Below are 26,998 nucleotides of genomic sequence, written 5' to 3' on the forward strand. Positions count from 1 at the left end.
ACGGACCGCGCCATACCGACGCGGCGGACCGGCCCCAGGCAATCGGGTTACACCGAACGCCAGTACGGAGGAGTCATGCCCGGAACTTTGACCAGCCCACAATTGACAGCTGCCGACCGGTGCGACCGGTGCGGTGCAGGGGCTCGCGCACGAGTTGTGCTCTCGACCGGCGGAGAACTGCTGTTCTGCGGTCACCACGCCAAGGAGCACGAAGATCGACTGCGTGAAGTGAACGCAACGGTGATGACCGAATCGGACTCCACGGTGTAGTCGGCTCGCTCGCAGGACACATCGGCAGAAATCTGAACACTCGACAATCTTCAGGAGAACGGGCGTCCACTCGAAGTGGACGTCCGTTCTCGTGCGTTCAGGTCACATCTTGCGGAGCTGCGTGATTCGTTCGCTCAACTGATCTGCCGTGGCCATCGCCGTGGGTGGGCCACCGCACACGCGTCGTAGATCGCCGTGAATCACGCCGTGCGGCTTTCCGGTGCGGTGGTGGTACACCGCGACCAAACTGTTGAGTTCGCGGCGGAGAGCGGCCAGCTGACCGGACGTGGACACCCGCTCGGACGCGGCCGGCGGCGGCACCGCAGGGCCGGGCGCAGACGGCTTCTCCAACTGCTCTTGCTGGCGTTGACGCAGCAGATCACGCATTTGCTTGGCGTCGAGCAGTCCAGGTAGGCCGAGATAGTCCGCCTCCTCGTCGCTACCCGAGAACGTGGCGGTTCCGAACGACGAGCCGTCGTAGATGACCTGATCCAGCTCGGCATCCGCGCCGAGGGAGGTGTATGCCTTCTCCTCCTCCCCCAGTTCGTCCTTCTGCTTGTTCGCATCCGCGAGGAGATCGTCGTCGAGGCCGTCCTTCTCGCGGTGCGGCTTTCCGAGAACGTGGTCGCGCTGCGCCTCGAGCTGGCTGGCGAGATCGAGCAGTACCGGGACCGAGGGGAGGAAGACACTCGCCGTCTCGCCCGGACGCCGAGATCGCACGAACCGACCGATGGCCTGAGCGAAGTACAGCGGGGTCGACGCGCTGGTCGCGTAGACCCCGACCGCAAGGCGGGGTACGTCGACGCCCTCGGACACCATCCTGACTGCGACCATCCACTTCTGATCGCTCTTGCCGAACTCGGCAATTCGAGCGGACGACGTCGGGTCGTCGGACAGCACGATGCAGGGAGTCTCACCGGTGATCACTTCGATGAGCTTCGCGTACGCACGCGCAACAGTTTGATCGGTGGCGATGACGAGGGCCCCGGCGTCGGGCATCCCGCCGCTACGCAACTGCCCGAGCCGAGTGTTGGCCGCTAGAAGGACCGCAGGCATCCAGTCGCCCTGCGGATCGAGGGCCGTGCGCCACGCCCGCGCGGTCTGTTCGGCACTCAACGGTTCGCCCAGACGGGCTGTGAACTCCTCGCCGGCGTTGTTTCGCCACCGGGCTTCGCCCGAGTAGGCGAGAAAGACGACAGGCCGAACGACGCCGTCCGCGAGCGCATCCGAGTACCCGTAGGAGTGGTCCGCCCGCGAGCGCATCAGGCCCTCGTCGTCGGGTTCGTAGTTCACGAACGGGATGGGGCTGTCGTCGCTTCGAAACGGCGTACCTGTGAGTGCGAGGCGCCGCGTCGCGTCGCTGAACGCTTCGCGGATGCCTTCGCCCCAGCTCTTGGCGTCGCCTCCGTGGTGGATCTCGTCGAGGATGACCAGAGTCTTTCTGGCCTCCGTACGTACGCGGTGTCGGAACGGGTGCGACGCGATCTGCGCGTACGTGACGACGACGCCGTGGTAGTCGCTCGACGTCTGGCCGGTGGAGTTGGAGAAACGTGAATCGAGCGCGATGCCCACCCGGGCAGCGGACTCGGCCCACTGGTGCTTCAAGTGTTCCGTCGGCGCGACGACGGTCACCTGATCCACCGTTCGATGGGCAAGCAGCTCGGAAGCAACGCGGAGAGCGAAGGTCGTCTTACCTGCTCCAGGCGTAGCGACGGCCAGGAAATCCTTCGGTGCGGACACCAGATACTTCGTCAAGGCACGTCTCTGCCACGCACGCAGCGGGGCTCCACCCGCTGGTGCGGCTGCGTGTGTGGGGTGGTCTGTGGTGTCGGTCATGTCAGCGCTCACTGGCCGCCGGTTCCTGGCATCGATCGAATTCCTCGCGCTCTCGGTAGCCCTGCAGTGTCCGCCGTGGAGCCTATCGCTCCGCACCGACCGAACCCGCATCGGAAGAGATGTGACCTTTTCGACGTGCGAGCGACACGCCGAACGGCCACACCGAGGGTGCAACGAGCGCGCGCGGCCATCGTCGGGAATGCTGGAGAGACCATGAGCGAAACTGCAGGTGCACCGGAGAAGCTGTCGTCCGGGCGACCCCTGCGCCTCATCTGGGTGGTGACGCGGCGCACACTGAGCAAAGCCTGGGACGATTCGATCTTCAGCAAAGCGGCGACTGCCGCGTTCTGGCAGACGCTGTCCTTGCCACCCCTGCTGCTGGGGGTGCTCGGAAGTCTCGGCTTCGTTGCCGGCTGGTTCGGACCGAACACGATCGACATCATCGAGTCCAAGATCATCACCTTCAGCAGCACCGTCTTCAGCGACAGCGTCGTCGACGGCATCATCGAACCGACGGTTCAGGACGTACTCCAGCAGGGACGCGGCGAAGTCGTGTCCGCCGGCTTCGTGTTGTCGCTGTGGGCCGGGTCGTCCGCCATCTCGACGTTCGTCGACTCCATCGTCGAGGCACACGGTCAGCAGGACGCTCGGCATCCGATCTGGCAGCGCATCTTCGCACTCCTGCTGTACGTCGCATTCCTCGTCGTCGCCGTGTTGGTGCTGCCGCTCGTGGCACTCGGACCGACCTACGTCCAGGCACTGCTCCCGAGTTCGTGGTTCGAGATCGGCAGCGAGCTCATCGACGTCCTCTACTACCCCGCGGTCGGATTGCTGCTGATCGTCGGGCTGACGACGCTCTACAAGGTAGCGCTGCACACCTCGTTGCCGTGGCACCGTCTACTGGGCGGGGCGCTCTTGGCCGGCGTGTTCTTCATGATCGCGAGCGCTGTCCTGCGCTTCTACCTGACCTGGATCACCGGAACCGGCTACACCTACGGTGCGCTCGCGACGCCGATCGCGTTTCTGCTCTTCACGTTCTTCCTCGGTTTCGCCGTCGTACTGGGCGCCGAGTTCAATGCAACCATCCAGGAGTATTTCCCGGCGCGCGCTACCAGAATCGAGCAGATGCGGGAATGGCTCGCAGCGCAAACCGCGTACGAGGAATCGGGACCTGTCACCGCAGTCGCATGGCGGCTGGCTACCGGCCCGATTCGGCTTGCAGGGGACCGCACGAGATCGAGCGATTCCGATGACAAGCCCCGGTAAGGCGACGGACGACGCCGAGACCGTCGCCCAACCGAACTCCCCTCGTCAGTCGCCTTTCTTCAAACCTTCGTAGACTTTCTTGCAGTCGGGACACACCGGCGAGCCCGGCTTCGCGGACTTCGTCACGGGGAACACTTCGCCGCACAGCGCCACGACATGGGTTCCCATGACCGCGCTTTCGGCGATCTTGTTCTTCTTGACGTAGTGAAAGAACTTCGGCCGGTCGTCATCGGTGGTTTCGTCGGGGGCGATATCGGGGCGATCCTTGGTCTGAGTGCTCATGCCTCGATTATTCCGCACAAGCGCCCGGTGAGACCAACAACGCCGACGAGTGCATTCGAAGCGAGGTAGTGACACAGTGGAGTCATGACGCGTACACCCGGGTTCTACAGCTCGGCCGAAAGCGGCTCGGCCAGGCACCCAGCACTGATCACCGAAGCGCAGACGTCGGTCGAGGAGCAGCACCGCGCGCGCGTGAAGAAGTACATGTTCATCATGTCGTTCCGAATCCCAGCCCTCGTGCTGGCGGCCGCCTCGTACAGCATCTGGGCCAACCCCTGGATAGCGATGGCCATCGTCGGGGCGTCCATCCCGCTCCCGTGGATGGCAGTGCTCATCGCAAACGACCGTCCTCCCCGCAGCAAGGACGAGGTCAGCCGCTACGACGGACGAGGCACCGAGCGAACGGCGATCGAGCCACGCGCACACAAGGTGATCGAGGCAGCCGAGGACTGAGTTGTTCGAGAGCCCGCCTGCCTACTGAGACACTGTGCAGGTGACTGGAACGCTGCTTTCCGCCTGCCCTGCTCTTCGCGAGGCCTTCGTCCGCTGCCGGTACGACGCCGACGCTCTTCTCGACGCCCTCGGCGACGATGCGCACGCCGCGCTCGGTCGCAGTGAACCCGTTCCAGTGCGGATCGCGTCCCGATCCCACGGTGATCTCGGCGTTCTCATCCGAATGTTCCTGCTGGTGGACGACATCGCCGACGCCGATGCTGCATCGGCGCTCGCGCCACTCTCTCTCGACGACGCGATCGCCGCCTCGGTTCTCGTGCGCAGTGGTCCCGGGCTCGTTCGAGCCGCGATCGACATCAGACCGTTGGACACCGGCACCGGCACACGATGGGTCGTGTCGGATCTGGACGGCAGCATGCGCCCCGCCCCGACTGCTGCCGATCATGTCCTCGGAGTCGGCCAGGCGTCGTTGTCCCTGCTGCGAGGTACACCGACGACGCCGGTCGGTTCCGTACTGGACGTCGGTACAGGCTGCGGGGTCCAAGCCGTGCATGCTGCCGGGTACGCCAGTTCGGTGACGTGCACCGACATCAGTGAACGCGCGATGCTCCTTGCCGCCGCAACCATGGCGCTCAACCAGCTCGATGCCGAGTTGATCCGTGGGTCGTGGTTCGAACCGGTGGCAGGTCGGACATTCGATCGCATCGTGGCGAACCCTCCGTTCGTCGTCGGCCTCGGCACGGTCGACCACAGCTATCGCGATTCGGGACTCGACCTGGACGGTGCGAGCAAGCTGATGATCGAGAATGCGCCCGCGCACCTGAATCCGGGCGGTACCGCTGCCATCCTCGCGTCGTGGGTGCACGTCGACGGCGAAGACTGGCGCGCTCGTGTGGCGTCCTGGCTGCCCGATCACGGGGTCGATGCGTGGATACTGCAGCGCGATGTCGCCGACCCCGCACTGTATGTCGGCACCTGGATGCGTGACGGCGGAGTCGACCCGCGTGATGATGCCGGGGCCGCCCAGGCAACCGCGTGGCTCGAGCATTTCGCCGCTGCCGACGTCACCGGCATCGGGTTCGGCTTCGTTTATCTCCGTCGGACGGATCTGCCGACGGATGTGCTGGCCGAGGACCTTCGGCACGCGTTCGACGACCCGCTCGGCAACGAGGCCGTCGACTATTTCGCGCGCCTGGAGTGGCTACGAGAGAACGATCCCGTGGATTCGATCTTCGAGCTGGACTTCTCGACCGCGCTCGAACGGGTCTATCTGCCCGGCGCCGAGGGCTGGGCACGCGAGGTGACGCGTGTGCACCGTGGAAACGGGCCGAATTGGCAGCACGAGATCGACGAACTCGGCGCCACCCTGCTGTCCGGACTGTCCCCGGGGGGACTTCGACTGAACGAACTAATCGAGTTGCTCGCGGCGGCGAACGATCTTGATGTCGACGAGTTGACGAGCTCCGCGACCGAGCTGGTGGTGGGTCTTCTTCGGCACGGCTTGGTCCGACCGGCGGGTATGTGCACCCGCGTTCCCAGCCCTGACACCTTCTCAGCAACTTCTCAGGACAAGTAAGGGATAGAGCCTGGTCAGACGGGTATCACGGGGTGCAGCGGGGGAACTTTTCAAAGTCTTCCGGACGTTGAGCCCTATGAGACACCACCGATCAGGAGGCAAGTCATGACCAGCCCCAGCACCACGACCCGCCCGCGCCCCACCGATGCCGATCTCGACGCTCAGAGCCCGGCAGCGGACCTCGTTCGCGTCTACCTCAACGGAATCGGCCGCACAGCGCTGCTGACGGCCGACGAGGAAGTGGACCTCGCCAAGCGCATCGAGGCGGGGCTCTACGCGAAGAACGTGCTGGAAAACACCAAGCGCCTGACAGCAGCGAAGAAGCGGAATCTGGCCATCATCGTGCGCGACGGAAGTGCAGCCCGTAGCCACTTGTTGGAAGCCAACCTTCGCCTCGTCGTGTCGCTGGCCAAGAGATACACCGGTCGTGGAATGCCTCTGCTCGATCTCATCCAAGAAGGCAACCTGGGGCTGATCCGCGCGATGGAGAAGTTCGATTACGCCAAGGGCTTCAAATTCTCCACATACGCCACGTGGTGGATTCGTCAGGCCATCACGCGTGGCATGGCCGATCAGAGTCGCACGATTCGGCTTCCAGTGCACCTGGTCGAGCAGGTGAACAAGCTGGCTCGTATCAAGCGGGAACTCCACCAGCAGCTCGGACGGGAAGCGACCGACGAGGAACTGTCGAACGAGTCGGGGATTCCAGCGGAGAAGATCGCCGACCTCCTCGATCACAGCCGCGATCCGGTGAGCCTGGACATGCCGGTGGGAAGCGACGAAGAAGCGCCACTGGGCGACTTCATCGAGGATTCCGAGGCGACGTCCGCCGAGAACGCGGTGATCGCAGGGCTCCTGCACAGCGATGTCCGGACCGTCCTCGGGACACTCGACGAGCGCGAGCAGCAGGTGATTCGTCTGCGTTACGGTCTCGACGACGGCCAGCCACGAACGCTGGATCAGATCGGCAAGCTTTTCGGACTTTCCCGTGAGCGTGTGCGTCAGATCGAACGCGAAGTCATGGTGAAGCTACGCCAGGGCGATCGCGCCGAGAAGCTCCGCTCGTACGCCAGCTGATCGAGAACCGACAAGCCCCCTGAAGCTGGTGGAACGGTAGTGAATGCTCCTACTGTCTCACCTCATGCGGTGGCCGAACCGAGGTCTCTCCCCCCTCTGGGATCTCGGTTCGACCGCTGCGTGAAACTCGCTCACGTGAGCAGAGTCGGTCACTGGACTTACCCGTCCCAGCCGCGTTCGGCTTCTACCGAAAACCAGCGCACCTAGCGTCCGCAGCGGCACCTGCCATACTCGCAGCAGTGCATCCCTTCCGAGAGCAAGTGTTGACCGCGATCTGGACACCACTCGGAGTCGAGGTGACGCAGTGCGATCTTCCCGACCCATGGTTGCGTGGGCTCGACCAGCTGAGCCATGACCTCCGTGCGCGTCGGTACGGCGACGATATCGAGCACATCGACTGGGTGGCCGAATACGACCCCGACGGGGGCGCAGTGTGGCTGACGAGCTCGATCACCATCGCAGGCGAGAAGCCGGGCGGGTTTCGCGGCAACGGAATGGGAGCGACCGTCGATGCCGACGAAGAGACAGCGCTGGTGTCGATGGCCGATCTGGTCCAAACCGAAATCGCCGAAGTCGGCACAGCCTGGCCATGGGGTGACACCGGTGGCTTCATGCACCCTACGCTCGCCGACAACGTGGCCGTATGGACAGACAGGACCGGCAACACCACACGCATCGGTGATCTCGTCGCAAGCGACTGACACTCCGCAACGTAACGACATCGAACCGTGATTCCGGTTTGGTAATGCGGCCGCGGTGCACGTCGATAAACCCGAAACAGAGCTCAACAGTCGACGACCGTGCAGGCCGCACCAACCCGGGCGATGACCCGAAAGAGCCCACCGTCCCGACTTCGACTCACGACGAGAAGGGAAAAGGCGGTGCGCAACCTCGGACTTCGATGTGCAACCATCGCGGCAGTTTTCGCAGCTGTGTTCGTGGGAGGTGGAGTCGCACAGGCCGCCCCCGTCGCCGTGCCTGTGTATCAGATCCCCGCGACAGCCTTCGCGGTCAGCGGACTCATCGTTCCGGGGCCTGTCTTCGCGACAGTGACAGCACGGTCACTTGCTCCGACGACGACAGAATTCGCCGCTCCCGCCAGCCCCTCGGCGTGTGCGACGACGGCCGGACGTGCTCTCGTCAAGATTTCCTACCTCAACATCACTACCGGGGCCAGTGGGTCGGTCACTGTCAAGCCCTGTGAGTTCTTCATCGACCCGACGCCGACCAGCGTTGTTGCGCACACCGGATCGGGCCGAATCTTGTTGACAACACAGGTAGTCGGATCACCATTCGTGCCGACAGCCGGCCAGCCGTCGATCCCAGGTATCGGAACGTTCCACGCGCCGTAGCGATCTGATGGCTCCTTTACTCGTATCAAGAAGAACGGGCCCGGCAAGCCCACGGCGATACGCGCCGTCGTCATGACTGCGGCACCGCGATGTCTACCGGATGTGCCACGATCGCCAGAACCGCGGCCCGCAGGTCGTCACGGGGCCCCCGCGCACCGAGCTCCTGAAGGCTCACGTCGGCAGCCATCGCGACTGCGAGTACCGCGACCGGTGCAGCCGGCGACCATCCGATCGCCTCGAGATCAGCGCGTACGAGAGCGGCGAACATCGCATTGCGCTCGGCAACCTGCTCGCCCAAGTCGGTTTCCGATCGTGCCTGTGCAAGAAACGCTTTCGTTCCCGGCGTAGCCAGGCAGGCGTCGAGGAAGGCGACGAACCCGGTGCGTAGCCGTTCGATCCCAGGGGGCTGCCCCTCGATCGCCGACGTCATCAGGGATTCCAGCTGGTCGTGGTATCTGCGATGAAGCTCGACGATGTAGCTATGCCGATCCGGAAAATGCTGGTAAAAGCTACCTTTGGCCATCCCGGCGGTGGTGGTCACGGCGCTGATCGACAGCGCGCCGACGCCCTTCTCTTCCGCAAGCGACAATCCCGCATCGAGCAGCGCTCGACGTCCAGGTCCAGCGGGACGTGCCACAGAGACCACCTTCCCTCGTCCGGGTCGTGAGTGTACCGTTCCCGTTAATGACCGACCGGTCAGTCAACCGAGGAGGAGTCATGAGTATCCGATTCGTGCACGCACTCGCCACCGCCATCTCGGCTGCTACCGTCGTAGCCGTCATGGCAGCGACGGCCGCGCCGGCCATCGCACAGCAGGCACCGGAACCGGCGGACTACCCGTTCAGCTACGTGGCCGGGATCCGGGCACAGGTCGCTGACCCGGGCAGCGATCCGCCGGGCACCAACGAACCCACCTGCCGGTCGGAGCGAAACCCTGTCGTCCTTCTGCACGGGTTCGTCTCGAACTCCACACTGACGTGGCAGGCTCTGGCTCCGCTGCTCCGCGATCACGGCTTCTGCGTGTTCACCTTCGACTACGGCAGGGCGGATTTCTCCGGCACACTCGGCGGCATCACGCCCGTCGAGCCGAGCGCCGCCGAGTTCGCCCGGTTCGTCGACGAGGTCCTCGTCGGCACCGGCGCCGACGAGATCGACCTGATCGGGCACTCCGAGGGAGGGACGATACCGTTCCACTTCCTGACCCGGCTCGGGGGTGCCGACAAGGTCGGCCGGTACATCGGCATCGCGCCCCTGTATCGGGGCACCTCCCAGTGGGGGCTCGCCGGTCTGATCGGCGAGCTGTATTCCTCACCTGCCGGGCAGGTGCTGACGGACGTGTGCGGGGCGTGCCGCGACATGGTGTCCGGCTCGGCATTCCTCGCCGAACTCGACCCGCACGGCGATGCGGCACCCGCCGTGCAGTTCACCAACATCATGACGCGCTACGACCAGAACGCCACCCCGTACACGACCGGCGTGCTCGAAGGACGGAACGTGAGCAACGTCGTCGTCCAGGACCTATGCAGCCAGGACTACTCGGACCACTATCAGCTCACTTACTCGCCTACGACGGCACATATCGTGCTCGGCGCTCTCGACGCGAAGTACACGGCGACGCCGATATGTTCGCCGTCGCTGCCCCTGCTGGGGGTTCCCGGGTCGTGACGACGCGCGGCTGCCGACCAGGCGCATAGGGGTCGAAACCGAGGCAAGGTTGTGGGTGCGTGCTTGCTCAGCGCAGGCGCCGCGGACCGAGATCGTTCCGGCTCGGCTGCGGCCCGATGCGTAGTCGGGCGTCGGTTATCTGTGCCCCGTTTGCCGACGCCAGTACCGGCTCGCACGCGAGTTCTCGAATCTCCGGTATGTCGTCGGCCATCGCCGACACGCGCTGTACGAGATCGACGAGCGCACTCTTGTTGACGGGCACCGCATTTCGATAGCCGGACAGCAGCGGCGCCGCCTTCGGCGCATCGATCAGCTGGACGGCCTCATCCTCGGTCAACGGTAGAACTCGAAATGCCCGGTCGCCGAGAAGATCGGATATGACTCCCGCCAGCCCGAACGAGATGAGCGAACCGAAACTCGGATCGTCCTGAACTCGGACGACACAGCCGATACCCTTGATCGCCATTTTCTGCACATGTAGCAGCGGTTCGCCGGAATCTGCCGCGAGCGTGCGATAGGCGAATCGCACTGCGTCGGCACCCACCAGATCGAGTCGCACTCCGCCGAGATCCGGCCGATGCCTCCACTGCTCACCCGTGGCCTTCAATGCGACGGGGTACCCCAGTTCGTCTGCGGCGGCCACTGCCTCGTCTTCGTCGGTGACGGATCTGAACTCGACAACCTCGATCCCGTAGCAGGACAACAACTCTGCCGTCTCGAAATCCGACAACCACCGATCGGTCTCGCCCGCCGACCACCCTCGGACGAGTGCGGCGGCTCGTTCGGAGTCCGTACCGTTCGGCCGAATCGGTTGCGATGCCGGCCGACTACGCCACGCGCTGTATCGCCACGCTTTCGCGAGTGCCGTAACGGCTCGTTCCGGACTCGAGTACGAAGGAACCGAACCTCGGATGGGCTGTCCCTGCTCGCCCCGCACAGCCAGTACGTCGGGAATCCCCTCGGTCGCGAGGAACGTGGTCAGAACGGGTTTGTCGGCACCGAGCACCGCATTGCCGAGAGCTTCGGCAAACGGCTCGACCGTGACGGCGACGGGCGGTACGAACACGACGATCACCGAGTCCACGTCGCCGGCTGCCATCGCCCCGGACACGGCCGCCGCGAACTCCTGCGGTCCTGCCTGCGGACCGACGTCGATCGGAGCTCCCGCATGCAAACCTTCGGCGCGCGCGGCGTCGACGGCAAGGACCCCCAGCGCAGTCGAGTTCCCGACGACGGCAACGCAAGGCCCGGTCGGCAACGGCTGATAGCCGAAGAGAATCGCACAGTCGAAGAGCTGTGCGATGGTGTCTACCTGAATGACGCCGGCCTGCTCGAACAGCGCCTTGACGATCGAATCGTCGATGTCGGGCCCGGTGGCGAGCGCGGGTGGAACTGCCCCACGTCCGCTCTTGACTGCCACGATGGGCTTGGATCGCGCAACCCGCCGCGCGATGCGCGTGAATTTCCGCGGGTTACCGAAGCTTTCGAGATACAGCAGCACTACCTCGGTCGCGGGATCGGAATCCCAGTACTGCAGCAGGTCGTTTCCGGATACGTCCGCTCGGTTTCCGGCCGAGACGAACGTCGAGAACCCGAGACTACGTTTGGACGCCTGATCGAGAATGGCAATGCCCAATGCCCCGGACTGACAGAAGAATCCGACACGACCCGGCATCGGCAGGTGCGGAGCCAGAGTGGCGTTCAACGCGAACTCCGGGTCGGTATTGGCTACTCCGAGCGCGTTGGGTCCGACCAACCTCATACCGTGAGCGCGCGCGGCGAGCGCGAGTCTGCGCTCGTTCTCCTGGCCTTCGGGACCGGACTCACCGAACCCTCCCGACACCACGACGAGAGCTTTGACGCCCTTGTCGAGACAATCGTCGAGCACATCGTCGATCGCATCCGCCGGTACTGCAGCGATTGCCAAGTCGACTGGGTCGGGAATCTCCCGCACGGTGCGGTACGCGCGCACCCCCCTGACCGATCGATGATCGGCATTGACCGGATACACCGGACCGGTGAACCCGCCCGCAAGGAGATTCGCGAGCACCGCGTTGCCGACCTTCGAACTGTCTGTCGACGCACCGATGACCGCCACCGAGGTTGGGCTGAGCACATTGCGCACGCTGCGGGCCTCAGCGGCACGCTCACGCGAGTTACGAACCGACAGGAGAGCTTCGCTGGGGTCGATCGCGAATTCGAGTCGCAGGACGCCCCCTTCGAAGCTTCTCGACACTTGATATCCGGCTTCACGGAAGACAGTGACCATGTTGCGGTTCTCGGCGAGCACCTCGGCGACGAACATCGACACGCCGTTCTCGGCGGCGGCGCCGGCGAGATGCTCCAACAGGATCGGCCCGAGGCCGCGCCCCTGATGTGAGTCGGCGACGACGAACGCGACTTCCGCGGAGTTGCCGTCGCCCTCGGGAAGCCGTTCGTATCGCCCGACCGCGATGATGTCGTCGCCGAGAACGGCTACGAATGCCACTCGTGCGTGGTGGTCGACCGTCGTGAAGTTCAATACGTCGCGCTGCGGCATGGTCGGATACGGTCCGAAATACCGTAAGTACCGTGTCCGTTCGGACAACCGGCTGTGAAACGCGATGAGCGCATCGGCATCCGAAGGCACGATCGGCCGAAGATGGACCACTCCCCCGTCGGACGCGAGCACGTCGGCGACCCAGTGCTTGGGGAAGGACGTCTCAGCCGTCAACCGTTCTCTTTCCTTGGCAGTGGGTTCAGTCACGAGGATCCTCCGGATCGAGTCCGAGTAGTGGGAAGCTGGCCCGCCTGGTTGCGATGATCGCCGAATCCACTCGCTCGAGCGCCCGATCTGCCGCCTCGGTCGAACCCTCGACGGCTCCTCCCGGTCCATCCCAGGCGGGATAGTCGATGTCGCCGCCATCCCCCATGACCTGGGGCAGGTCGACGCTGGGAGCCATGGCTCGCACGCGATCCCGCCACATCTCGGGGACCGGCGTCTGCGGATCGATGTGACGACCGAGTGCGGCGGCGATCAGATGCGCCCACGCGCGGGGGACGACGCGAACAAGTCCGTAACCGCCACCTCCGACTGCGAGCCAGCGTCCCTCGGCGTGATCGTCCGCCAGTTTCCGCATAGCCAGGAACGCAGCATTCTGACCGTCGACCGTCAGCGCGAGATCGGCAAGCGGATCTTCGCGGTGACTGTCCACGCCGCATTGACTGACTATGATCTGCGGCCGAAACGCAGCGATCGCGCCCGGGACAATCGCATGAAACGCCCTGAGCCACAGACGATCACCCGTGCCTGGAAGCAGCGGAATGTTGAGCGACGTTCCTTCGGCTGCACCCGATCCCACTTCGCTCGACCATCCGGTATTCGGCCACAACGTTGCCGGATGCTGGTGCAGCGACACCGTCAACACTCTCGGGTCGTGCAGGAAGGCGTGCTGGACGCCGTCGCCGTGATGGGCGTCGACGTCGATGTACGCGATCCGGTCGAAGCCGTTGTCCAGCAACCACGATATGGCCACTGCCGCGTCGTTGTACACGCAGAACCCCGATGCCCAGTCCGGCATGGCGTGGTGCATTCCGCCGCCGATGCTGACCGCGCGACGGGCACGCCCCGAGGCGATCTCGCGAGCGGCGGTCAACGATCCACCGGTCAGCATCGCCGACGCTTCGTGCATTTTCTCGAACACTGGATTGTCATCGGAGCCGAGCCCGTGCTCCACCTGGTCCGGATTCAGTATGGACATGCCCTTGCCGGGCGCGCGTTTGACGGCCTCGATGTAGGCGGGAGTGTGGATTCTGAGCAATTCCTGGTCGGAAGCCGCCATCGGCTCGACGAGCTCGATGCCGTCGAGTACGCCGATCTGGCGGGCGAGCGACATCGTCAGGTCGAGACGGGTGGGGTTCATCGGATGGTCGTCACTCCACCGGTACGACAGGTAATCGGCGCTCCAGACGACGATGTCCTGCGCTGTTCCCGGTATTCCCGGCGGCGGCTGCATTGCCTGGTCTGCCATGGAACGCAACGCTACTTGTCGTACCGGGACTGTGCGAGCATCCCGCAGTGTTGCACTCGGTTACCGGCGAGTACGGACGGGCGGCACGCCACCGGACCGACCTGCGGCGCCAATATGCGCCGATCAACGGTAGAATCGGACGCGACGAAGGGGTTGAGTGTGAAGGATCTGGTCGACACCACGGAGATGTACCTCCGGACGATCTACGATTTGGAAGAAGAGGGCGTGGTGCCCCTGCGGGCACGTATCGCAGAACGCCTCGAGCAGAGCGGTCCCACCGTCAGTCAAACTGTCGCACGGATGGAACGTGACGGCTTGTTGTCGGTCGCAGGTGACCGCCATCTGGAGTTGACGGAGAAGGGGCGCAGCCTCGCCGTGTCGGTGATGCGCAAGCACCGTCTCGCCGAGCGCCTGCTCGTCGATGTCATCGGTCTCCGCTGGGAAGACGTACACGCCGAAGCGTGCCGGTGGGAGCACGTCATGAGCGAAGAGGTGGAGCGTCGCCTGGTCGCCGTGTTGAACAATCCGACCACGTCGCCGTACGGCAATCCCATTCCGGGATTGGAAGAGCTCGGGCTCGGACAGCCGGCCGCGGCACCGGAGGATCTCGTACGGCTGACCGACCTTCCGCACGGTGCTGCCACCGCAGTCGTCGTGCGTCGGTTGGCCGAACATGTGCAATCCGACCCTGAGGTCATCTCGCAGCTCCGTGACGCCGGCGTCGTCCCCGATGCCCGGGTCACGGTCGAAGCGAAGCCCGGCACGGTCACCATCACAGTGCCAGGTCATGGCGGAATCGACATCTCGGAAGAGATGGCCCACGCCGTTCAGGTGAAGAGGGTCTGAGAACGCTTCACGTCGCGGCGCGGGGGCCTGACCGAACGTCATGGCTCCCGGCCCGACTGGGGCGCTGCCATGCACAGACCCGCCGATGTCTATCAGGAGTTCACGAGTGAAGTTGTTGGTAACCGGCGGCGCCGGGTACGTGGGAAGCGTCTGCGCTGCAGTTCTGCTCGATCGCGGCCATGAAGTGGTCGTGGTGGACAACCTGTCGACCGGCAACCGCGATGCGGTGCCCGCGCAGGCCACCTTCATCGAAGCCGACATCAAGGACGTCGCGGCGTCAGTGCTCGATGGCGGCGAGTTCGACGGAGTCCTTCACTTCGCCGCCCAGTCACTCGTCGGTGAGTCGGTGGTCGCGCCGGCGCAGTATTGGTCCGGCAACGTGGTCACCACAATTGCGTTGCTCGACGCTATCCGCGCGTCGAACACACCACGCCTGGTGTTCTCCTCCACCGCGGCGACCTACGGCGAGCCCGACCGCACGCCTATTACCGAGTCCATGCCCACGGCGCCCACGAATCCGTACGGTGCAACGAAGTTGGCGATCGACCATGCGATCACCTCGTACGCCGACGCCTACGGTCTCGCGGCCACCAGCCTTCGTTATTTCAACGTCGCCGGTGCCTACCGTGGTTTCGGTGAAAACCGGGTCGTCGAAACACATTTGATTCCGCTGGTGCTACAGACCGCACTGGGCCAGCGCGAGAAGATTTCGGTCTTCGGCACCGACTGGCCGACCCCGGACGGCACCGCAGTTCGCGACTACATCCATGTCTTGGACCTCGCGGAAGCTCACATTCTTGCCCTCGAGTCTGCACAGCCCAGCACGCATCGCATCCTCAATCTCGGTAGCGGAACCGGCTTTTCGGTACGCGAAGTCATCGACGCCTGCGCGCGAGTGACCGGGTTGCCGATCGCAGTCGAGGACGCGCCGCGCCGCGCCGGTGATCCAGCTGTTCTCATCGCGTCGAGCGAACGTGCGATGGCCGAGCTCGGTTGGTCCCCCGTCAACACGGATCTGGACGTCATCGTCCGTGACGCATGGACGTATCTGCAGAATCTCGGCGACCGATCGCACGCGGCGAAGTCGACTGTCTAGTCATTCGAGTGGGGGCGGTAGCCGAACTCCGCACAGCTCGGCCACCGCGTAGCCACTGAGCGCAACTTCCCGGATCATCGCCGGCCGCGCACCAGCCAACAACGACCGATCCAGCAATTGCGCGAGCGAATAGTCGGGGTCGGCATCCAGCGCGATGTCGAGCGCCAACGTCGCCAGGGCACCTTCGCCGCGAGCATAGGCACTGAACCCCAACAGCGTCGCTGGACATGCGCGTTCGGGCGCAGGCAGAATCCGCATCAGATAGCTCCACAGCTGTTCGGCGAGCTCGGCGAAACCGGTCAGTGTGATCGCGAGCAAGCTGTCTCGCACCATGACATTCCGCAGCGCGAGACCGAACTCGGCGATCGTCTCGGCGGGTAGTGCAACCACGGCGGGGTGGTCCGGTGACGAAGCCGCCCACATCGCAAGTCGAGACAGGATTGCGTCGAGTCGCATTCGATCCGAACCACGATCGCGCGAGCGTCCCGAGCGGAGGAGTTCCTCGACGGTACGGCTGACTGCGGTGTCGACGGGCTCGATCGCTTCTGCGAGCTTGTCCCGCGACTCGTGGACACCCCTGCCCTCGAGCAGGTATGCAAGGGTGACCGGCGAGGTAGTCGGATCCGGGATCGTGCCACTCTCCGCCGGTCCGAACGCAGTCCACCATCGGCCGCCAAGGACGAGCTCGGCTGTCAGGTAGACCTGAGCCAGCTCCGTCCCTCGGTCGCGAAGGTCTCGTGCAAGTCGCCGAGCGACGGCTCGACAGTGCCGATCGGCTCTCGTACCTCTCTCGCTCGGCCGGGCGCGGTCGTCCACGATCAGAGCCAATGCTCCCCGTACGTCGTCACGTGCGCAGATTTCGGCGAAATGGGCCGTGACCTCCGCCATCTCGGCGCTCACTCGGCCCCAGAGCTGATGCTCGTCTTCCACCGGCTCCGGCAGCTTCAGATCGTGGCGCATGACCATGCCGATCGTGGGTCCGCCGCCCGCGGTGTCGTCCAGACAGATGACGACGAGCGATCGGTGCGGCGTGAAGCCCAGGAAGGCCGGGATTGCGGCGAGGAGGTCCCCCGGTCCCGAAACACCTTCGGGCATCGGGGACTGAGTGTCGGAATATGTCGTCATGACGCACAGAGTGCACCGCGTCGTGCCCGCCGCGAGACGATCGACCTGGGGCGGAAGAAAGGCATGTGGACAACGCCCTACCCTGTGGAGAACTGCCGTCGGCAGCGTCCTCGACCGCAAGGCCGGTCGGAGGTCTGTGCTAACCCGCTTTGACCTTCTGCACCGCGGCGGTGAAGACCTCGTCCAAGGTAGCGGCATCGGTGGATCCGCTGTCGAAGGACATGTAGGTGGCGGCGATCCGCACATCTCCGACCTGCGCCATCAGCGTCAGCATCGACTGAGTGACCGAATCCGTTCCGGTTCCCGAGGACACGGTCTGACGAACCGCGAGCGTCTCGTCGGCATCGATCGGCGGGGCGGGGGTGACGGTGGATCGAATAGTCGACGTGGCACCCGATTTGGTCGCCTGGACTTCGGTGCAGCCGCCGAGCTGCTCTTCACGCACCGACAGCGGTTCGTCCACCGAGATGAGCTCGACCGAGATCGTGGCTCGATTGGCGTTGTCCGTACCCACGATCATCGATGCCGAGCCGGGTTGTACGTCCTTCGGCTTGCATCCTGCGGGCGACACCTCGGCTCCGGCCGGAATGCCCGTGAGATCCGGCGATGCTTGCGCAATTGCCTGCGGTGGCAGGACGATGGCGTCGTACGACGGCGGGAACACCGACGGATCGATGAGCAGAGCGTCGAGATCGTCGCCATCGCTCGGCGTCGCGGACGCATCCCCTTGACCGACGGGCGCGGGCGTACCCGCCACATCGGAGCCGCACCCGGCAAGTGCCAACGCAGCGCCCAGTCCGATCACGAGAAGAGTCGGGCGAGACCAGAAAGTAGAGCGGCGCAGCACGGAAGATCCTCCAAACGAAACACACGGCAAGTTGCAGATGTCCGGTTCCACCCTCTCACCGATGTGTGGAACCGGACGTTAGGCACGCTGACCCGAATCAGTTTCCGCGAGCGATCCATTCCTCGAGATGCGGCGATTCGTCACCGATGCTGGTTCCGTCGCCGTGCCCGGTGTTGACCTTCGTCTCGGCAGGCAATGCGAACAGACGTTCCCGGATCGAGCCGATGATGGTCGGGAAGTCGGAGTACGAACGCCCCGTTGCACCGGGGCCGCCGGAGAACAAGGTGTCCCCGGAGAAGAGCTGGCCGGCTTCGGGCAGGTACAGGCAGGTCGACCCCGGCGAGTGACCCGGGGTGTGGAGCGCAAGGATCTCCGTCCCTGCCACCGAGATCCGCTGTCCGTCTTCGAGAACGGCGTGCGTGATACCTGGATGTGTCTGTTCCCACAGCACGTCGTCGGCCGGGTGCAGCAGTATCGGCGCGTCGAGTTCCGCGGACAGTTCAGGGGCTACCGTGACGTGATCGTTGTGTCCGTGTGTACAGACGATCGCCCTGACCGTTCGGCCGGCTACCGCGTCGATGATCGGACGGGCGTTGTGTGCAGCATCGACGATCACTACCTCGCTGTCGTCCCCGATAAGCCAGATGTTGTTGTCGACGTCCCATTCACCCCCGTCGAGCGCGAACGTTCCCGATGTGACGACCTTCTCCACTCGCATACTCACAGTTCGACCACCGAACGCAGAACTGTTCCCTTGTGCATCGCCGAGAACGCGGCCTCGACGTCCTCGATCCCGATGCGCTCGGTCGCGAACTTCTCCAGCGGCAACCGACCCTGCTCGTACAGATCGACCAGCATCGGGAAGTCGCGCTCCGGCAAGCAATCGCCGTACCACGACGACTTGAGCGATCCACCGCGCGAGAAGAAGTCGATCAGCGGCATCTCCAGCTGCATGTCCGGCGTCGGCACGCCCACCAACACCACCGTGCCGGCCAGGTCGCGCGCGTAGAACGCTTGCTTCCACGTCTCGGGCCGTCCCACCGCGTCGATCACGACGTCGGCCCCGAAGCCATCGGTCAATTCCTGCACGGCTTCGACTGCATCGACCTTCGAGGCGTCGACGGTGTGCGTCGCACCGATATCCTTCGCCCACTCGAGCTTGCCCGGATCGCGGTCCACCGCGATGATCGTCGTCGCCCCGGCCAGACGGGCGCCCGCGATGGCCGCGTCGCCGACGCCGCCACATCCGATGACGGCCACCGAATCACCGCGAGAAACGTTGCCGGTGTTCATGGCCGCACCGAGACCCGCCATCACTCCGCACCCGAGCAACCCGACGACCGCGGGATCCGACTGCGGGTTCACCTTGGTGCACTGCCCCTCGTGCACCAAGGTCTTGTCCACGAACGCACCGATGCCCAACGCGGGGCTCAGTTCCGTGCCGTCTTCGAGAGTCATCTTCTTGGATGCGTTGTGGGTATCGAAGCAGTACCAGGGCTTGCCTTTCTTGCACGCCCGACATTCGCCGCATACCGCACGCCAGTTCAACACCACGAAGTCGCCGACCTCGACGTGTGTCACCGCATCGCCGACGGTCTCGACGACACCGGCAGCCTCGTGACCGAGCAGGAACGGGAACTCGTCGTTGATTCCGCCTTCGCGGTAGTGCAAGTCGGTGTGGCACACCCCGCACGCAGAGATCTTCACCACCACGTCGAACGGCCCTGGGTCGGGAATCACGATCGACTCGATCGAGACCGGTTCACCCTTGGCCTTGGCAACGACCCCACGCACTGTTTGCGGCATTGATTCCTCCACGCTCGACTCGAAATGTGTTTCTTTCATCAGACTCCCACAACACATGCATCGGTAGCGACATTCGAATGTGCCGAACAGACCTGTGTTCACGTGCTTGTGACCCGCCCGGCATACGGACTTTGCGTGGACGGAGTACCTATGAGACATGTCTGTTGCGATGGAATACGACCTTGTCGTGATCGGGTCCGGTCCTGGCGGCCAGAAGGCTGCCATAGCCGCTGCGAAACTCGGGAAACGCGTTGCAATCGTGGAGAAGGGCAAGATGCTCGGCGGTGTGTGCGTCAACACCGGCACGATCCCCTCGAAAACGCTGCGCGAGGCAGTTCTCTATCTGACCGGAATGAACCAGCGCGAACTGTACGGCGCGAGCTACCGGGTCAAAGCCAACATCACCCCAGCGGACCTGTTGGCCCGCACCTCGCACGTGATCGGCAAAGAGATCGAGGTCGTTCGGTCACAGCTGCTGCGCAACCGAATCGAGCTCATCACGGGCACCGGAAAGTTTCTCGACGCGCATACCGTCGTCATCGACGACGAGCAGCGCGGGGAGCAGCTCACGGTCCACGCCAAGAACGTCGTCATCGCCACCGGAACGGCTCCGGCGCGGCCTGCCGACATCGAATTCGACGACTACCGAGTGCTCGACTCCGACGGCATCCTCAATCTCGAGTTCATCCCCACCTCGATGGTCGTCGTAGGAGCGGGCGTGATCGGGATCGAGTATGCGTCGATGTTCGCCGCACTCGGCACCAAGGTGACCGTCGTCGAGAAGCGTGACACCATGCTCGACTTCTGCGACCGCGAAATCGTGGAGTCACTGCAGTTCCATCTTCGCGATCTCGCTGTCACGTTCCGGTTCGGCGAGGCGGTCACCGCAGTCGACATCGGACCGTCGGGAACGGTAACCACACTCGCCAGCGGCAAGCGGATTCCAGCCGAGGCAGTCATGTACTCGGCGGGAAGGCAGGGTCTGACCGACGCACTCGATCTCGAAAGCGCCGGACTCGAAGCCGACGCTCGCGGCCGAATTTTCGTCGACGAGAACTTCCAGACGAAGGTCGATCACATCTATGCCGTCGGCGATGTCATCGGCTTCCCCGCGCTCGCAGCCACATCGATGGATCAAGGTCGTCTGGCCGCCTACCACGCGTTCGGCGAGCCGAGCAAAGGTCTGACCGATCTGCAACCGATCGGCATCTACTCGATTCCCGAAGTGTCGTACGTCGGAGCGACCGAGGTCGAACTCACCAAGAAGGCGGTTCCGTACGAGGTCGGTGTCTCCCGCTACAGGGAGCTCGCCCGCGGTCAGATCGCCGGCGACTCCTACGGGATGCTGAAGCTGCTGGTGTCCACCGACGACAGGACCCTTCTCGGCGTACACATCTTCGGTTCGGGCGCGACGGATCTCATTCACATCGGGCAGGCAGTCATGGGGTGCGGCGGCACCATCGACTACCTCGTCGACGCCGTGTTCAACTATCCGACGCTGTCCGAGGCATACAAGGTCGCGGCCCTCGACGTCACCAACAAGATTCGGGCCCTGAACAGTTTCGGCGGGTGATGGTCGGCGGCGGGAATGAAGCAAGGAACCACGACGTTCTCGAAGTGGAGGCGCGTGTGTTGCACGCGTCAGTAACCGGGTACCCGTCCACGCGCGAGTATCCTGGCTAGACGTCGGTTTCGGCCGTGCCGTCGGCCGAGGGCGATCCACAGAAAGGGGTCCGGCATGAATGAGAAGTCGAGCATGTACGAGCTGGAGTTTCCAGCGCCTCAGATTTCTTCCAGTGACGGGCTCGGTCCTGTCCTCGTGCACGGGCTCGAGGGCTTCTCCGACGCCGGCCACGCGGTGAAGCTGGCAACCAAGCATCTGCGGGAAAGTCTCGAAACCGAGCTGGTCGCGTCCTTCGACGTCGACGAGCTCGTCGACTACCGGTCTCGCCGACCGACCATGTCGTTCAAATCGGACCACTTCTCCGACTACGACGCCCCCGAGCTGAATCTCTACGCAGTCAAGGACAACGCGGGGACACCGTTCCTCCTGCTCTCCGGCATGGAGCCGGATCTGCGGTGGGAGAAATTCACCACTGCGGTACGGCTGCTCGCCGAGCAACTCGGAGTCCGCCGAACCATCGGACTCGGTTCGATTCCGATGGCCATTCCGCACACCCGTCCGCTGGGTGTGACAGCCCACTCCTCGAACAAGGAGTTGGTCCCGCCGGACCAGAGCTGGTCGGGCGAACTACAGGTTCCCGGAAGCGCGTCCTCGCTCCTGGAGTTGCGCATGGCGCAGCACGGGCACGAGTCGATGGGCTTCTCGGTGCACGTTCCGCACTACCTCGCTCAAACGGACTACCCGGGCGCCGCCGAGACTCTTCTGGAGAACGTGAGCACCGCCGGTGGTCTCGATCTGCCGCTCGTTGCGCTCGGCCAGGCCGCGGCGCGAGTGAAGGAGCAGGTGGACGAGCACATAACAGGCAACGAAGAAGTTCAGTCGGTCGTGCATGCGCTGGAACGCCAGTACGACACCTACGTCGCTGCCCAGGAGCAGCAGTCGACGCTGCTGGCGAAGGACGAGACCCTTCCGAGCGGCGACGAACTGGGCGCCGAGTTCGAGAAGTTCCTTGCCGAACAGGGCGGGTTCGATGCCGATCCGAACGCCGATCCTCAGTCCGAGAACTGACGGTTCTCACGAACGTAAGAGCGGGCACCGAGTGTGAACTCACACTCGGTGCCCGCTTTTTCGGCTCTCGACGGCGCCGCTCAGGCCGAAACATACCTGTAACCGTAAATCACTCCGATATCTCGCCGTTGCCCCGAACTCGTGCGAGAGTCATAGGCAACAGCGCAACCCCTACCGAGGATCCACTCGACCGATCCGCCCACGAGGAACCAGCAGGCGACATGAGCAATCCACGCACGCGCAAGCTTCGACCGGTTCCCGACGCCGAACCGCGGCTCGTCTTCCGTACCGTCCACGGCTACCGACGGGCTTTCCGCATGGCCGGCGAAGGTCCAGTCGTTCTGCTCATTCATGGCATCGGCGACAATTCGGAGACATGGAACGACGTCATTCCGCACCTCGCACAGAACTACACGGTCATAGCGCCGGACCTGTTGGGGCACGGCCGCTCCGACAAACCACGCGCGGACTACTCGGTCGCCGCGTACGCGAACGGCATGCGCGACCTGCTCTCGGTTCTGGGTATCGAGCATGTCACCGTCGTCGGCCACTCCCTCGGCGGCGGCGTTGCAATGCAGTTCTCCTACCAGTTCCCGCACATGGTCGACAGACTCGTCCTGGTCTCCTCGGGTGGGGTGACGAAGGACGTTCACCCACTGCTTCGGCTTGCATCGATCCCGTTGGCCAGTGAAGTCGTGAAGTTGCTTCGTGTGCCGGGCGCCCTGTCGTTGGTCAAGTACGCAGGCGGGCTGATCGGCAAACTGAACGGCTCGCCGCTGCGCCCAGGGGCCATCCTGCACGACACGCCGGACTTCATGCGGGTACTCAGTGCCCTCCCCGACCCCACCGCGTACGAGGCGTACCTACGTACCTTGCGCGCGGTCGTGGACTGGCGCGGGCAGGTGGTGACGATGCTGGATCGGTGTTACCTGACCGAGAACCTTCCGGTGCTACTCGTATGGGGCGATCAGGATTCGGTGATACCCGTCAGCCATGCCCATCTGGCCCATTCCGCCATGCCGGGCTCGAGACTCGCAGTGTTCAGACGCTCCGGTCACTTTCCGTTCAGGGACGACCCCATCCGCTTCCTGCACGTCCTCGAGGAGTTCTTCGAGGCCACGCCGGCTCTGGAATTCGACGAGTCACGCTGGCGCCACCTTCTCATCAACGGCATCGGTGAGGACATGATCACCGGTAGCGCAAGCACCCGACTGGCGGTGCTCGGAGCCATGGGATCCGACGAGCGCAGCGCGACCTAGGCGCAGTCCTCGCGGACGCCGATGGTGTGGACACCGTCGGCGACCCATAATCTGTAGGCGTGCTCCTCTCCGAACTCGTCCCTGCCCCCACGACCGACGAGGCACAGGATCCGGACGCACTGTTCGAGATCTTCACCGCATGGACGGTCGAGCGAGGTCTGACGCTGTATCCGGCGCAGGAAGAGGCACTGATCGAACTGGTGTCCGGATCCAACGTCATTTTGGCAACCCCCACCGGCTCGGGTAAGTCCATGGTTGCGGTCGGAGCGCACTTCGCCGCGATGGCCGCTGGAAAGCGCACCTTCTACACCGCACCGATCAAGGCACTCGTCAGCGAGAAGTTCTTCGCGCTGTGCGACATCTTCGGGGCCCAGAACGTAGGCATGATGACGGGGGACGCCTCGGTGAACTCCGGCGCACCCATCATCTGTGCGACTGCCGAGATCGTCGCCAATCTTGCGCTCCGACAGGGAGCGGACTCGGACATGGGTCAAGTGGTCATGGACGAGTTTCACTACTACTCCGAGCCGGACCGCGGTTGGGCCTGGCAGGTGCCGTTGATCGAGCTGCCGAACGCTCAGTTTCTGCTGATGTCGGCCACGCTCGGTGACGTGTCGCTCTTCCGCGACGATCTCACGCGCCGGACCGGTCGCGCGACGACCGTCGTATCGGGGTCCGAGCGTCCGGTGCCGCTGATGTTCTCGTACGTCACGACGCCGATAGGCGAAACCATCGAGGAGCTTGTCAGCACTCACCTGGCCCCGGTGTACGTGGTGCACTTCACGCAGGCGTCAGCGCTCGAACGAGCGCAGGCATTGACCAGTGTGAACGTCGCGTCGAAGGACGAGAAGGCTCAGATCGCCGACGCAATCGGGCAGTTTCGATTCACGACAGGCTTCGGCAAGACGCTGTCTCGGCTGGTCCGTCACGGTATCGGTGTCCACCATGCGGGCATGCTCCCCAAATACCGCCGTCTCGTCGAGAAGCTGGCGCAGGACGGGCTGCTCAAGGTCATCTGCGGCACCGATACACTCGGCGTCGGGATCAACGTCCCGATCCGAACGGTGCTCTTCACCGGGTTGACCAAGTACGACGGTATTCGTACGCGCCAACTGCGCGCACGCGAATTTCACCAGATCGCCGGACGCGCCGGGCGCGCCGGTTACGACACTCTCGGCACCGTGGTCGTCGAAGCTCCCGAGCACGACATCGAGAACGCTCGGCTGGTCGCGAAGGCCGGGGACGACCCCAAGAAGCTCAAACGCGTCCAACGCAAGAAGGCTCCCGACGGGTTCGTGTCCTGGGGCGAGCCCACCTTCGAGCGGATAGTCGCCGCAAGCCCCGAACCACTGTCCTCACGCTTCTCGGTCAGTAATGCGATGCTGCTCAACGTCATTGCGCGTCCGGGCAACTGCTTCGTCGCCATGCGTCACCTCCTCGAGGACAATCACGAAACCAGACCCGCGCAACGCAAGCACATTCTGCGGGCGATCACGCTGTACCGGGGCCTCGTGGCCGCAGGTATCGTCGAGCAACTCCCCGAGCCGGACGCCGACGGCAGGCACGCCCGCCTGACGATGGATCTGCAGCCGGACTTCGCTCTGAATCAGCCGTTGTCGCCGTTCGCACTGGCGTCGTTCGAACTGCTCGACGCCGACTCCCCTACCCATGCTCTCGATGTGGTGTCGATCATCGAGTCGACGCTGGACGATCCGCGTCAGATTCTGATGGCGCAGCAGCACGCTGCACGCGGTGAAGCTGTGTCGCAGATGAAGGCGGACGGCATCGAATACGACGAACGGATGGAACTCCTCGAAGAAGTTACCTGGCCGAAACCTCTTGCCGAGCTACTGGTTCCGGCGTTCGAGATCTACCGAGGTGGGCACCCCTGGCTCAACGAGGTGGCACTGTCTCCGAAATCCGTGGTTCGCGACATGATCGAACGGGCGATGACGTTCGCCGAACTGATCAGCCACTACGGACTGACCAGATCCGAAGGACTGGTGCTGCGCTATCTCGCCGATGCGTATCGTGCACTGCGGCAGACGGTTCCGCCGGAGGCTCGAACCGAGGAAGTGCAGGACATCACCGAATGGCTCGGCGAACTGGTTCGACAGGTCGACTCGAGCCTGCTCGACGAGTGGGAGAACCTCACCGACCCCGGCGAGGAGCCCGAAGCCCGACCCGAAGCCTACGGCGGCGACACTCCGAGGCCGATCACGGCCAATCCGAGAGCATTTCGAGTGCTGGTGCGCAATGCGATGTTCAAGCGCATCGAACTCGCAGCGGCGGGCCGATGGGACGACCTCGACGATCTCGACGACGGCCCCGATTGGGAGGTCGAACTGGAACCGTTCTTCGCGGAGTACGGCGAGATCGGCACGGGACCATCCGCCCGCGGGCCGGCATTGTTCGAGCTCACCGTCGGCCGCGAGACAACATCGGTTCGGCAGATCATCGAAGATCCTGACGGTGATCAGGGCTGGGCACTCGGCGCCACGATCGATCTCGACGAGTCGAATGCACTGGGCGAGATAGTGTTCGACGAGATCACCATCATCGCCGGGTAGTCGATCCCCCGGCGCCTGCGCCAAGACCCGAGATCAGGTCGGCGATGGCCCGGTACTTGTCCGTGTACGAGCTGGATGCCCGGTGCACCAGTCCGATGGTCCGTCCAGGCTTCGGGTCGGCGAACTCCGCGATTCCCAACGCGCCCCGCCCCGTCTCGACAGCAACTGCCGAGCGAGGCAGGAGGGTCACACCGAGTCCACCTGCAACACACTGAACTACCGTCGCGAGCGAGGTCGCCCGCGTGTCGGTCGTCATGGGCGCCGCCTCCACCGACCGACACAGATCGATGCTCTGATCGCGCAAGCAGTGTCCGTCGTCGAGAAGAAGAACAGGTTGGCCGGCCAAGACGGTCAGTGGCAGCGCCGACCGTCCGTCGAGATCGTGACCTGCCGGTACTACCAACACGAAATCCTCTGTGTAGAGCGGTAGTTCGACGATTCCCGATTCACCGGTCGGCAGGGCGACCACGGCGGCTTCGACTGTACCCGCACGCAACGACGCCAGCAGACGTGCGGTCTGATCTTCGACTACGACGGGTGCGATGTCAGGAAACTCTCGGCGCAATGCCGGCAGCAGTGCGGGCAGCACGTAGGGCGCAACGGTGGGGATGAGCCCCAGCCGCAGCGGCCCCGACAACGTCCCGCCCAGACCTGATGCCTCGGCGAGAAACCCGTCGGCTGCGTCGACGGCCGCGTGCGCTCGACCGATCAGCTGGGTTCCTGCCGCCGTCATCAATACCTTTCGGGTACTGCGCTCCACCAGCTGCACGCCCAGGCCGTGTTCGAGCGAGGCGAGTGCCTGCGACAGAGTCGGTTGGCTCACTTTCAGGCGCGCCGCTGCGGCCCCGAAGTGTCTGTGCTCGGCTACCGCGACGAACGCACGCAGCTGCGACAGTGTGGGTTGATAGCTTTCATCGGGCATACCTATGAGTCTAGTGCTAGTCATCACGTTTACCTTTCGGTGCTTTTT

The 26,998-nt window shown here is 64.2% G+C and carries 24 protein-coding genes; 14 read left to right on the forward strand and 10 right to left on the reverse strand.

Annotated elements, in window-relative coordinates; all coding sequences use genetic code 11:
* Positions 1-75: 75 nt before the first annotated feature.
* Complete coding sequence (locus ACODSO_RS19850) at positions 76-270, forward strand: DUF7455 domain-containing protein (protein WP_068375891.1); 195 nt, start codon at positions 76-78, stop codon at positions 268-270.
* Positions 271-372: 102 nt separating this feature from the next.
* On the opposite strand, the gene ACODSO_RS19855 is transcribed toward ACODSO_RS19850, so the two are convergent.
* Positions 373-2,106, reverse strand: coding sequence for a DEAD/DEAH box helicase (locus ACODSO_RS19855; protein ID WP_489038470.1), 1,734 nt, complete (start codon positions 2,104-2,106; stop codon positions 373-375).
* A gap of 213 nt (positions 2,107-2,319) precedes the next feature.
* Here ACODSO_RS19855 and ACODSO_RS19860 point away from each other — a divergent pair, with 213 nt between their 5' ends.
* A complete protein-coding gene (locus tag ACODSO_RS19860; RefSeq protein ID WP_489038471.1) occupies positions 2,320-3,372 on the forward strand; it encodes a YihY/virulence factor BrkB family protein in 1,053 nt (350 codons plus the stop codon).
* Positions 3,373-3,417: 45 nt separating this feature from the next.
* On the opposite strand, the gene ACODSO_RS19865 is transcribed toward ACODSO_RS19860, so the two are convergent.
* A complete protein-coding gene (locus ACODSO_RS19865; RefSeq protein WP_032398413.1) occupies positions 3,418-3,654 on the reverse strand; it encodes a DUF3039 domain-containing protein in 237 nt (78 codons plus the stop codon).
* Positions 3,655-3,738: 84 nt separating this feature from the next.
* On the opposite strand from ACODSO_RS19865, the gene ACODSO_RS19870 reads away from it, so the two are divergent.
* The 5 genes from ACODSO_RS19870 (at position 3,739) to ACODSO_RS19890 (ending at position 8,112) form a co-directional block, all read left to right on the forward strand.
* Positions 3,739-4,107, forward strand: coding sequence for a DUF3099 domain-containing protein (locus ACODSO_RS19870; RefSeq protein WP_068375882.1), 369 nt, complete (start codon positions 3,739-3,741; stop codon positions 4,105-4,107).
* Positions 4,108-4,147: 40 nt separating this feature from the next.
* Positions 4,148-5,683, forward strand: coding sequence for a DUF7782 domain-containing protein (locus ACODSO_RS19875; RefSeq protein ID WP_489038472.1), 1,536 nt, complete (start codon positions 4,148-4,150; stop codon positions 5,681-5,683).
* A gap of 105 nt (positions 5,684-5,788) precedes the next feature.
* Positions 5,789-6,760, forward strand: coding sequence for a sigma-70 family RNA polymerase sigma factor (locus ACODSO_RS19880; protein WP_068375872.1), 972 nt, complete (start codon positions 5,789-5,791; stop codon positions 6,758-6,760).
* Positions 6,761-6,999: 239 nt separating this feature from the next.
* Positions 7,000-7,461, forward strand: a complete 462-nt coding sequence (locus tag ACODSO_RS19885) for a hypothetical protein (protein ID WP_068375870.1) — start codon at positions 7,000-7,002, stop codon at positions 7,459-7,461.
* Between the two features lie 123 nt (positions 7,462-7,584).
* Entirely contained in the window at positions 7,585-8,112 is a 528-nt protein-coding gene (locus ACODSO_RS19890; RefSeq protein ID WP_489038473.1) for a hypothetical protein, read from the forward strand.
* Positions 8,113-8,182: 70 nt separating this feature from the next.
* Here ACODSO_RS19890 and ACODSO_RS19895 read toward each other — a convergent pair whose 3' ends face one another.
* Positions 8,183-8,749 (reverse strand): TetR/AcrR family transcriptional regulator, encoded by a 567-nt coding sequence (locus ACODSO_RS19895; RefSeq protein ID WP_068375868.1) that lies wholly within the window; start codon positions 8,747-8,749, stop codon positions 8,183-8,185.
* Positions 8,750-8,829: 80 nt separating this feature from the next.
* On the opposite strand from ACODSO_RS19895, the gene ACODSO_RS19900 reads away from it, so the two are divergent.
* Positions 8,830-9,777: an esterase/lipase family protein gene (locus tag ACODSO_RS19900; RefSeq protein ID WP_197480819.1), complete on the forward strand. Its 948-nt coding sequence runs from the start codon at positions 8,830-8,832 to the stop codon at positions 9,775-9,777.
* Positions 9,778-9,844: 67 nt separating this feature from the next.
* Here ACODSO_RS19900 and ACODSO_RS19905 read toward each other — a convergent pair whose 3' ends face one another.
* Together ACODSO_RS19905 and ACODSO_RS19910 are read right to left on the reverse strand one after the other, a co-directional pair.
* Positions 9,845-12,523 (reverse strand): bifunctional acetate--CoA ligase family protein/GNAT family N-acetyltransferase, encoded by a 2,679-nt coding sequence (locus ACODSO_RS19905; RefSeq protein WP_489038474.1) that lies wholly within the window; start codon positions 12,521-12,523, stop codon positions 9,845-9,847.
* Positions 12,516-13,787 carry an acetoin utilization protein AcuC gene (locus ACODSO_RS19910; RefSeq protein WP_068375864.1) on the reverse strand — a complete coding sequence of 424 codons (1,272 nt, stop codon included), beginning with the start codon at positions 13,785-13,787 and terminating at the stop codon, positions 12,516-12,518. The genes ACODSO_RS19905 and ACODSO_RS19910 overlap by 8 nt, the downstream gene beginning before the upstream one ends.
* 159 nt (positions 13,788-13,946) lie before the next feature.
* Here ACODSO_RS19910 and ACODSO_RS19915 point away from each other — a divergent pair, with 159 nt between their 5' ends.
* On the forward strand, positions 13,947-14,633 hold the full coding sequence (locus tag ACODSO_RS19915) for an iron-dependent transcriptional repressor DtxR (protein WP_489038475.1): 687 nt from the start codon (positions 13,947-13,949) through the stop codon (positions 14,631-14,633).
* A gap of 106 nt (positions 14,634-14,739) precedes the next feature.
* The gene (gene galE, locus ACODSO_RS19920) at positions 14,740-15,729 is read left to right on the forward strand and encodes a UDP-glucose 4-epimerase GalE (protein ID WP_489038476.1); all 990 of its coding nucleotides are present in this window, start codon (positions 14,740-14,742) and stop codon (positions 15,727-15,729) included.
* Here galE and ACODSO_RS19925 read toward each other — a convergent pair whose 3' ends face one another.
* The 4 genes from ACODSO_RS19925 to ACODSO_RS19940 form a co-directional block, all read right to left on the reverse strand.
* The gene (locus ACODSO_RS19925) at positions 15,730-16,854 is read right to left on the reverse strand and encodes a DUF4192 domain-containing protein (RefSeq protein WP_068375860.1); all 1,125 of its coding nucleotides are present in this window, start codon (positions 16,852-16,854) and stop codon (positions 15,730-15,732) included. It lies immediately after the preceding gene.
* A gap of 139 nt (positions 16,855-16,993) precedes the next feature.
* Positions 16,994-17,638 carry a DUF5642 family protein gene (locus ACODSO_RS19930; RefSeq protein WP_489038485.1) on the reverse strand — a complete coding sequence of 215 codons (645 nt, stop codon included), beginning with the start codon at positions 17,636-17,638 and terminating at the stop codon, positions 16,994-16,996.
* Positions 17,639-17,798: 160 nt separating this feature from the next.
* Entirely contained in the window at positions 17,799-18,419 is a 621-nt protein-coding gene (locus ACODSO_RS19935) for an MBL fold metallo-hydrolase (RefSeq protein WP_489038486.1), read from the reverse strand.
* Positions 18,420-18,421: 2 nt separating this feature from the next.
* The gene (locus ACODSO_RS19940) at positions 18,422-19,507 is read right to left on the reverse strand and encodes an S-(hydroxymethyl)mycothiol dehydrogenase (RefSeq protein WP_489038477.1); all 1,086 of its coding nucleotides are present in this window, start codon (positions 19,505-19,507) and stop codon (positions 18,422-18,424) included.
* 157 nt (positions 19,508-19,664) lie between these two features.
* On the opposite strand from ACODSO_RS19940, the gene sthA reads away from it, so the two are divergent.
* The 4 genes from sthA (at position 19,665) to ACODSO_RS19960 (ending at position 26,028) form a co-directional block, all read left to right on the forward strand.
* Positions 19,665-21,080, forward strand: coding sequence for a Si-specific NAD(P)(+) transhydrogenase (sthA, locus tag ACODSO_RS19945; protein ID WP_068375856.1), 1,416 nt, complete (start codon positions 19,665-19,667; stop codon positions 21,078-21,080).
* A gap of 165 nt (positions 21,081-21,245) precedes the next feature.
* A complete protein-coding gene (locus ACODSO_RS19950) occupies positions 21,246-22,199 on the forward strand; it encodes a proteasome assembly chaperone family protein (RefSeq protein ID WP_489038478.1) in 954 nt (317 codons plus the stop codon).
* Positions 22,200-22,420: 221 nt separating this feature from the next.
* Positions 22,421-23,458, forward strand: a complete 1,038-nt coding sequence (locus ACODSO_RS19955; protein WP_068375852.1) for an alpha/beta fold hydrolase — start codon at positions 22,421-22,423, stop codon at positions 23,456-23,458.
* Positions 23,459-23,517: 59 nt separating this feature from the next.
* Positions 23,518-26,028, forward strand: a complete 2,511-nt coding sequence (locus tag ACODSO_RS19960; RefSeq protein WP_489038479.1) for a DEAD/DEAH box helicase — start codon at positions 23,518-23,520, stop codon at positions 26,026-26,028.
* Here the strand turns inward: ACODSO_RS19960 and ACODSO_RS19965 are convergent.
* Positions 26,015-26,950, reverse strand: coding sequence for a LysR substrate-binding domain-containing protein (locus ACODSO_RS19965; protein WP_068375839.1), 936 nt, complete (start codon positions 26,948-26,950; stop codon positions 26,015-26,017). The two genes, ACODSO_RS19960 and ACODSO_RS19965, sit on opposite strands and share 14 nt — an antisense overlap.
* Positions 26,951-26,998: the final 48 nt, after the last annotated feature.

Source organism: Rhodococcus sp. FG69 (assembly GCF_057808915.1).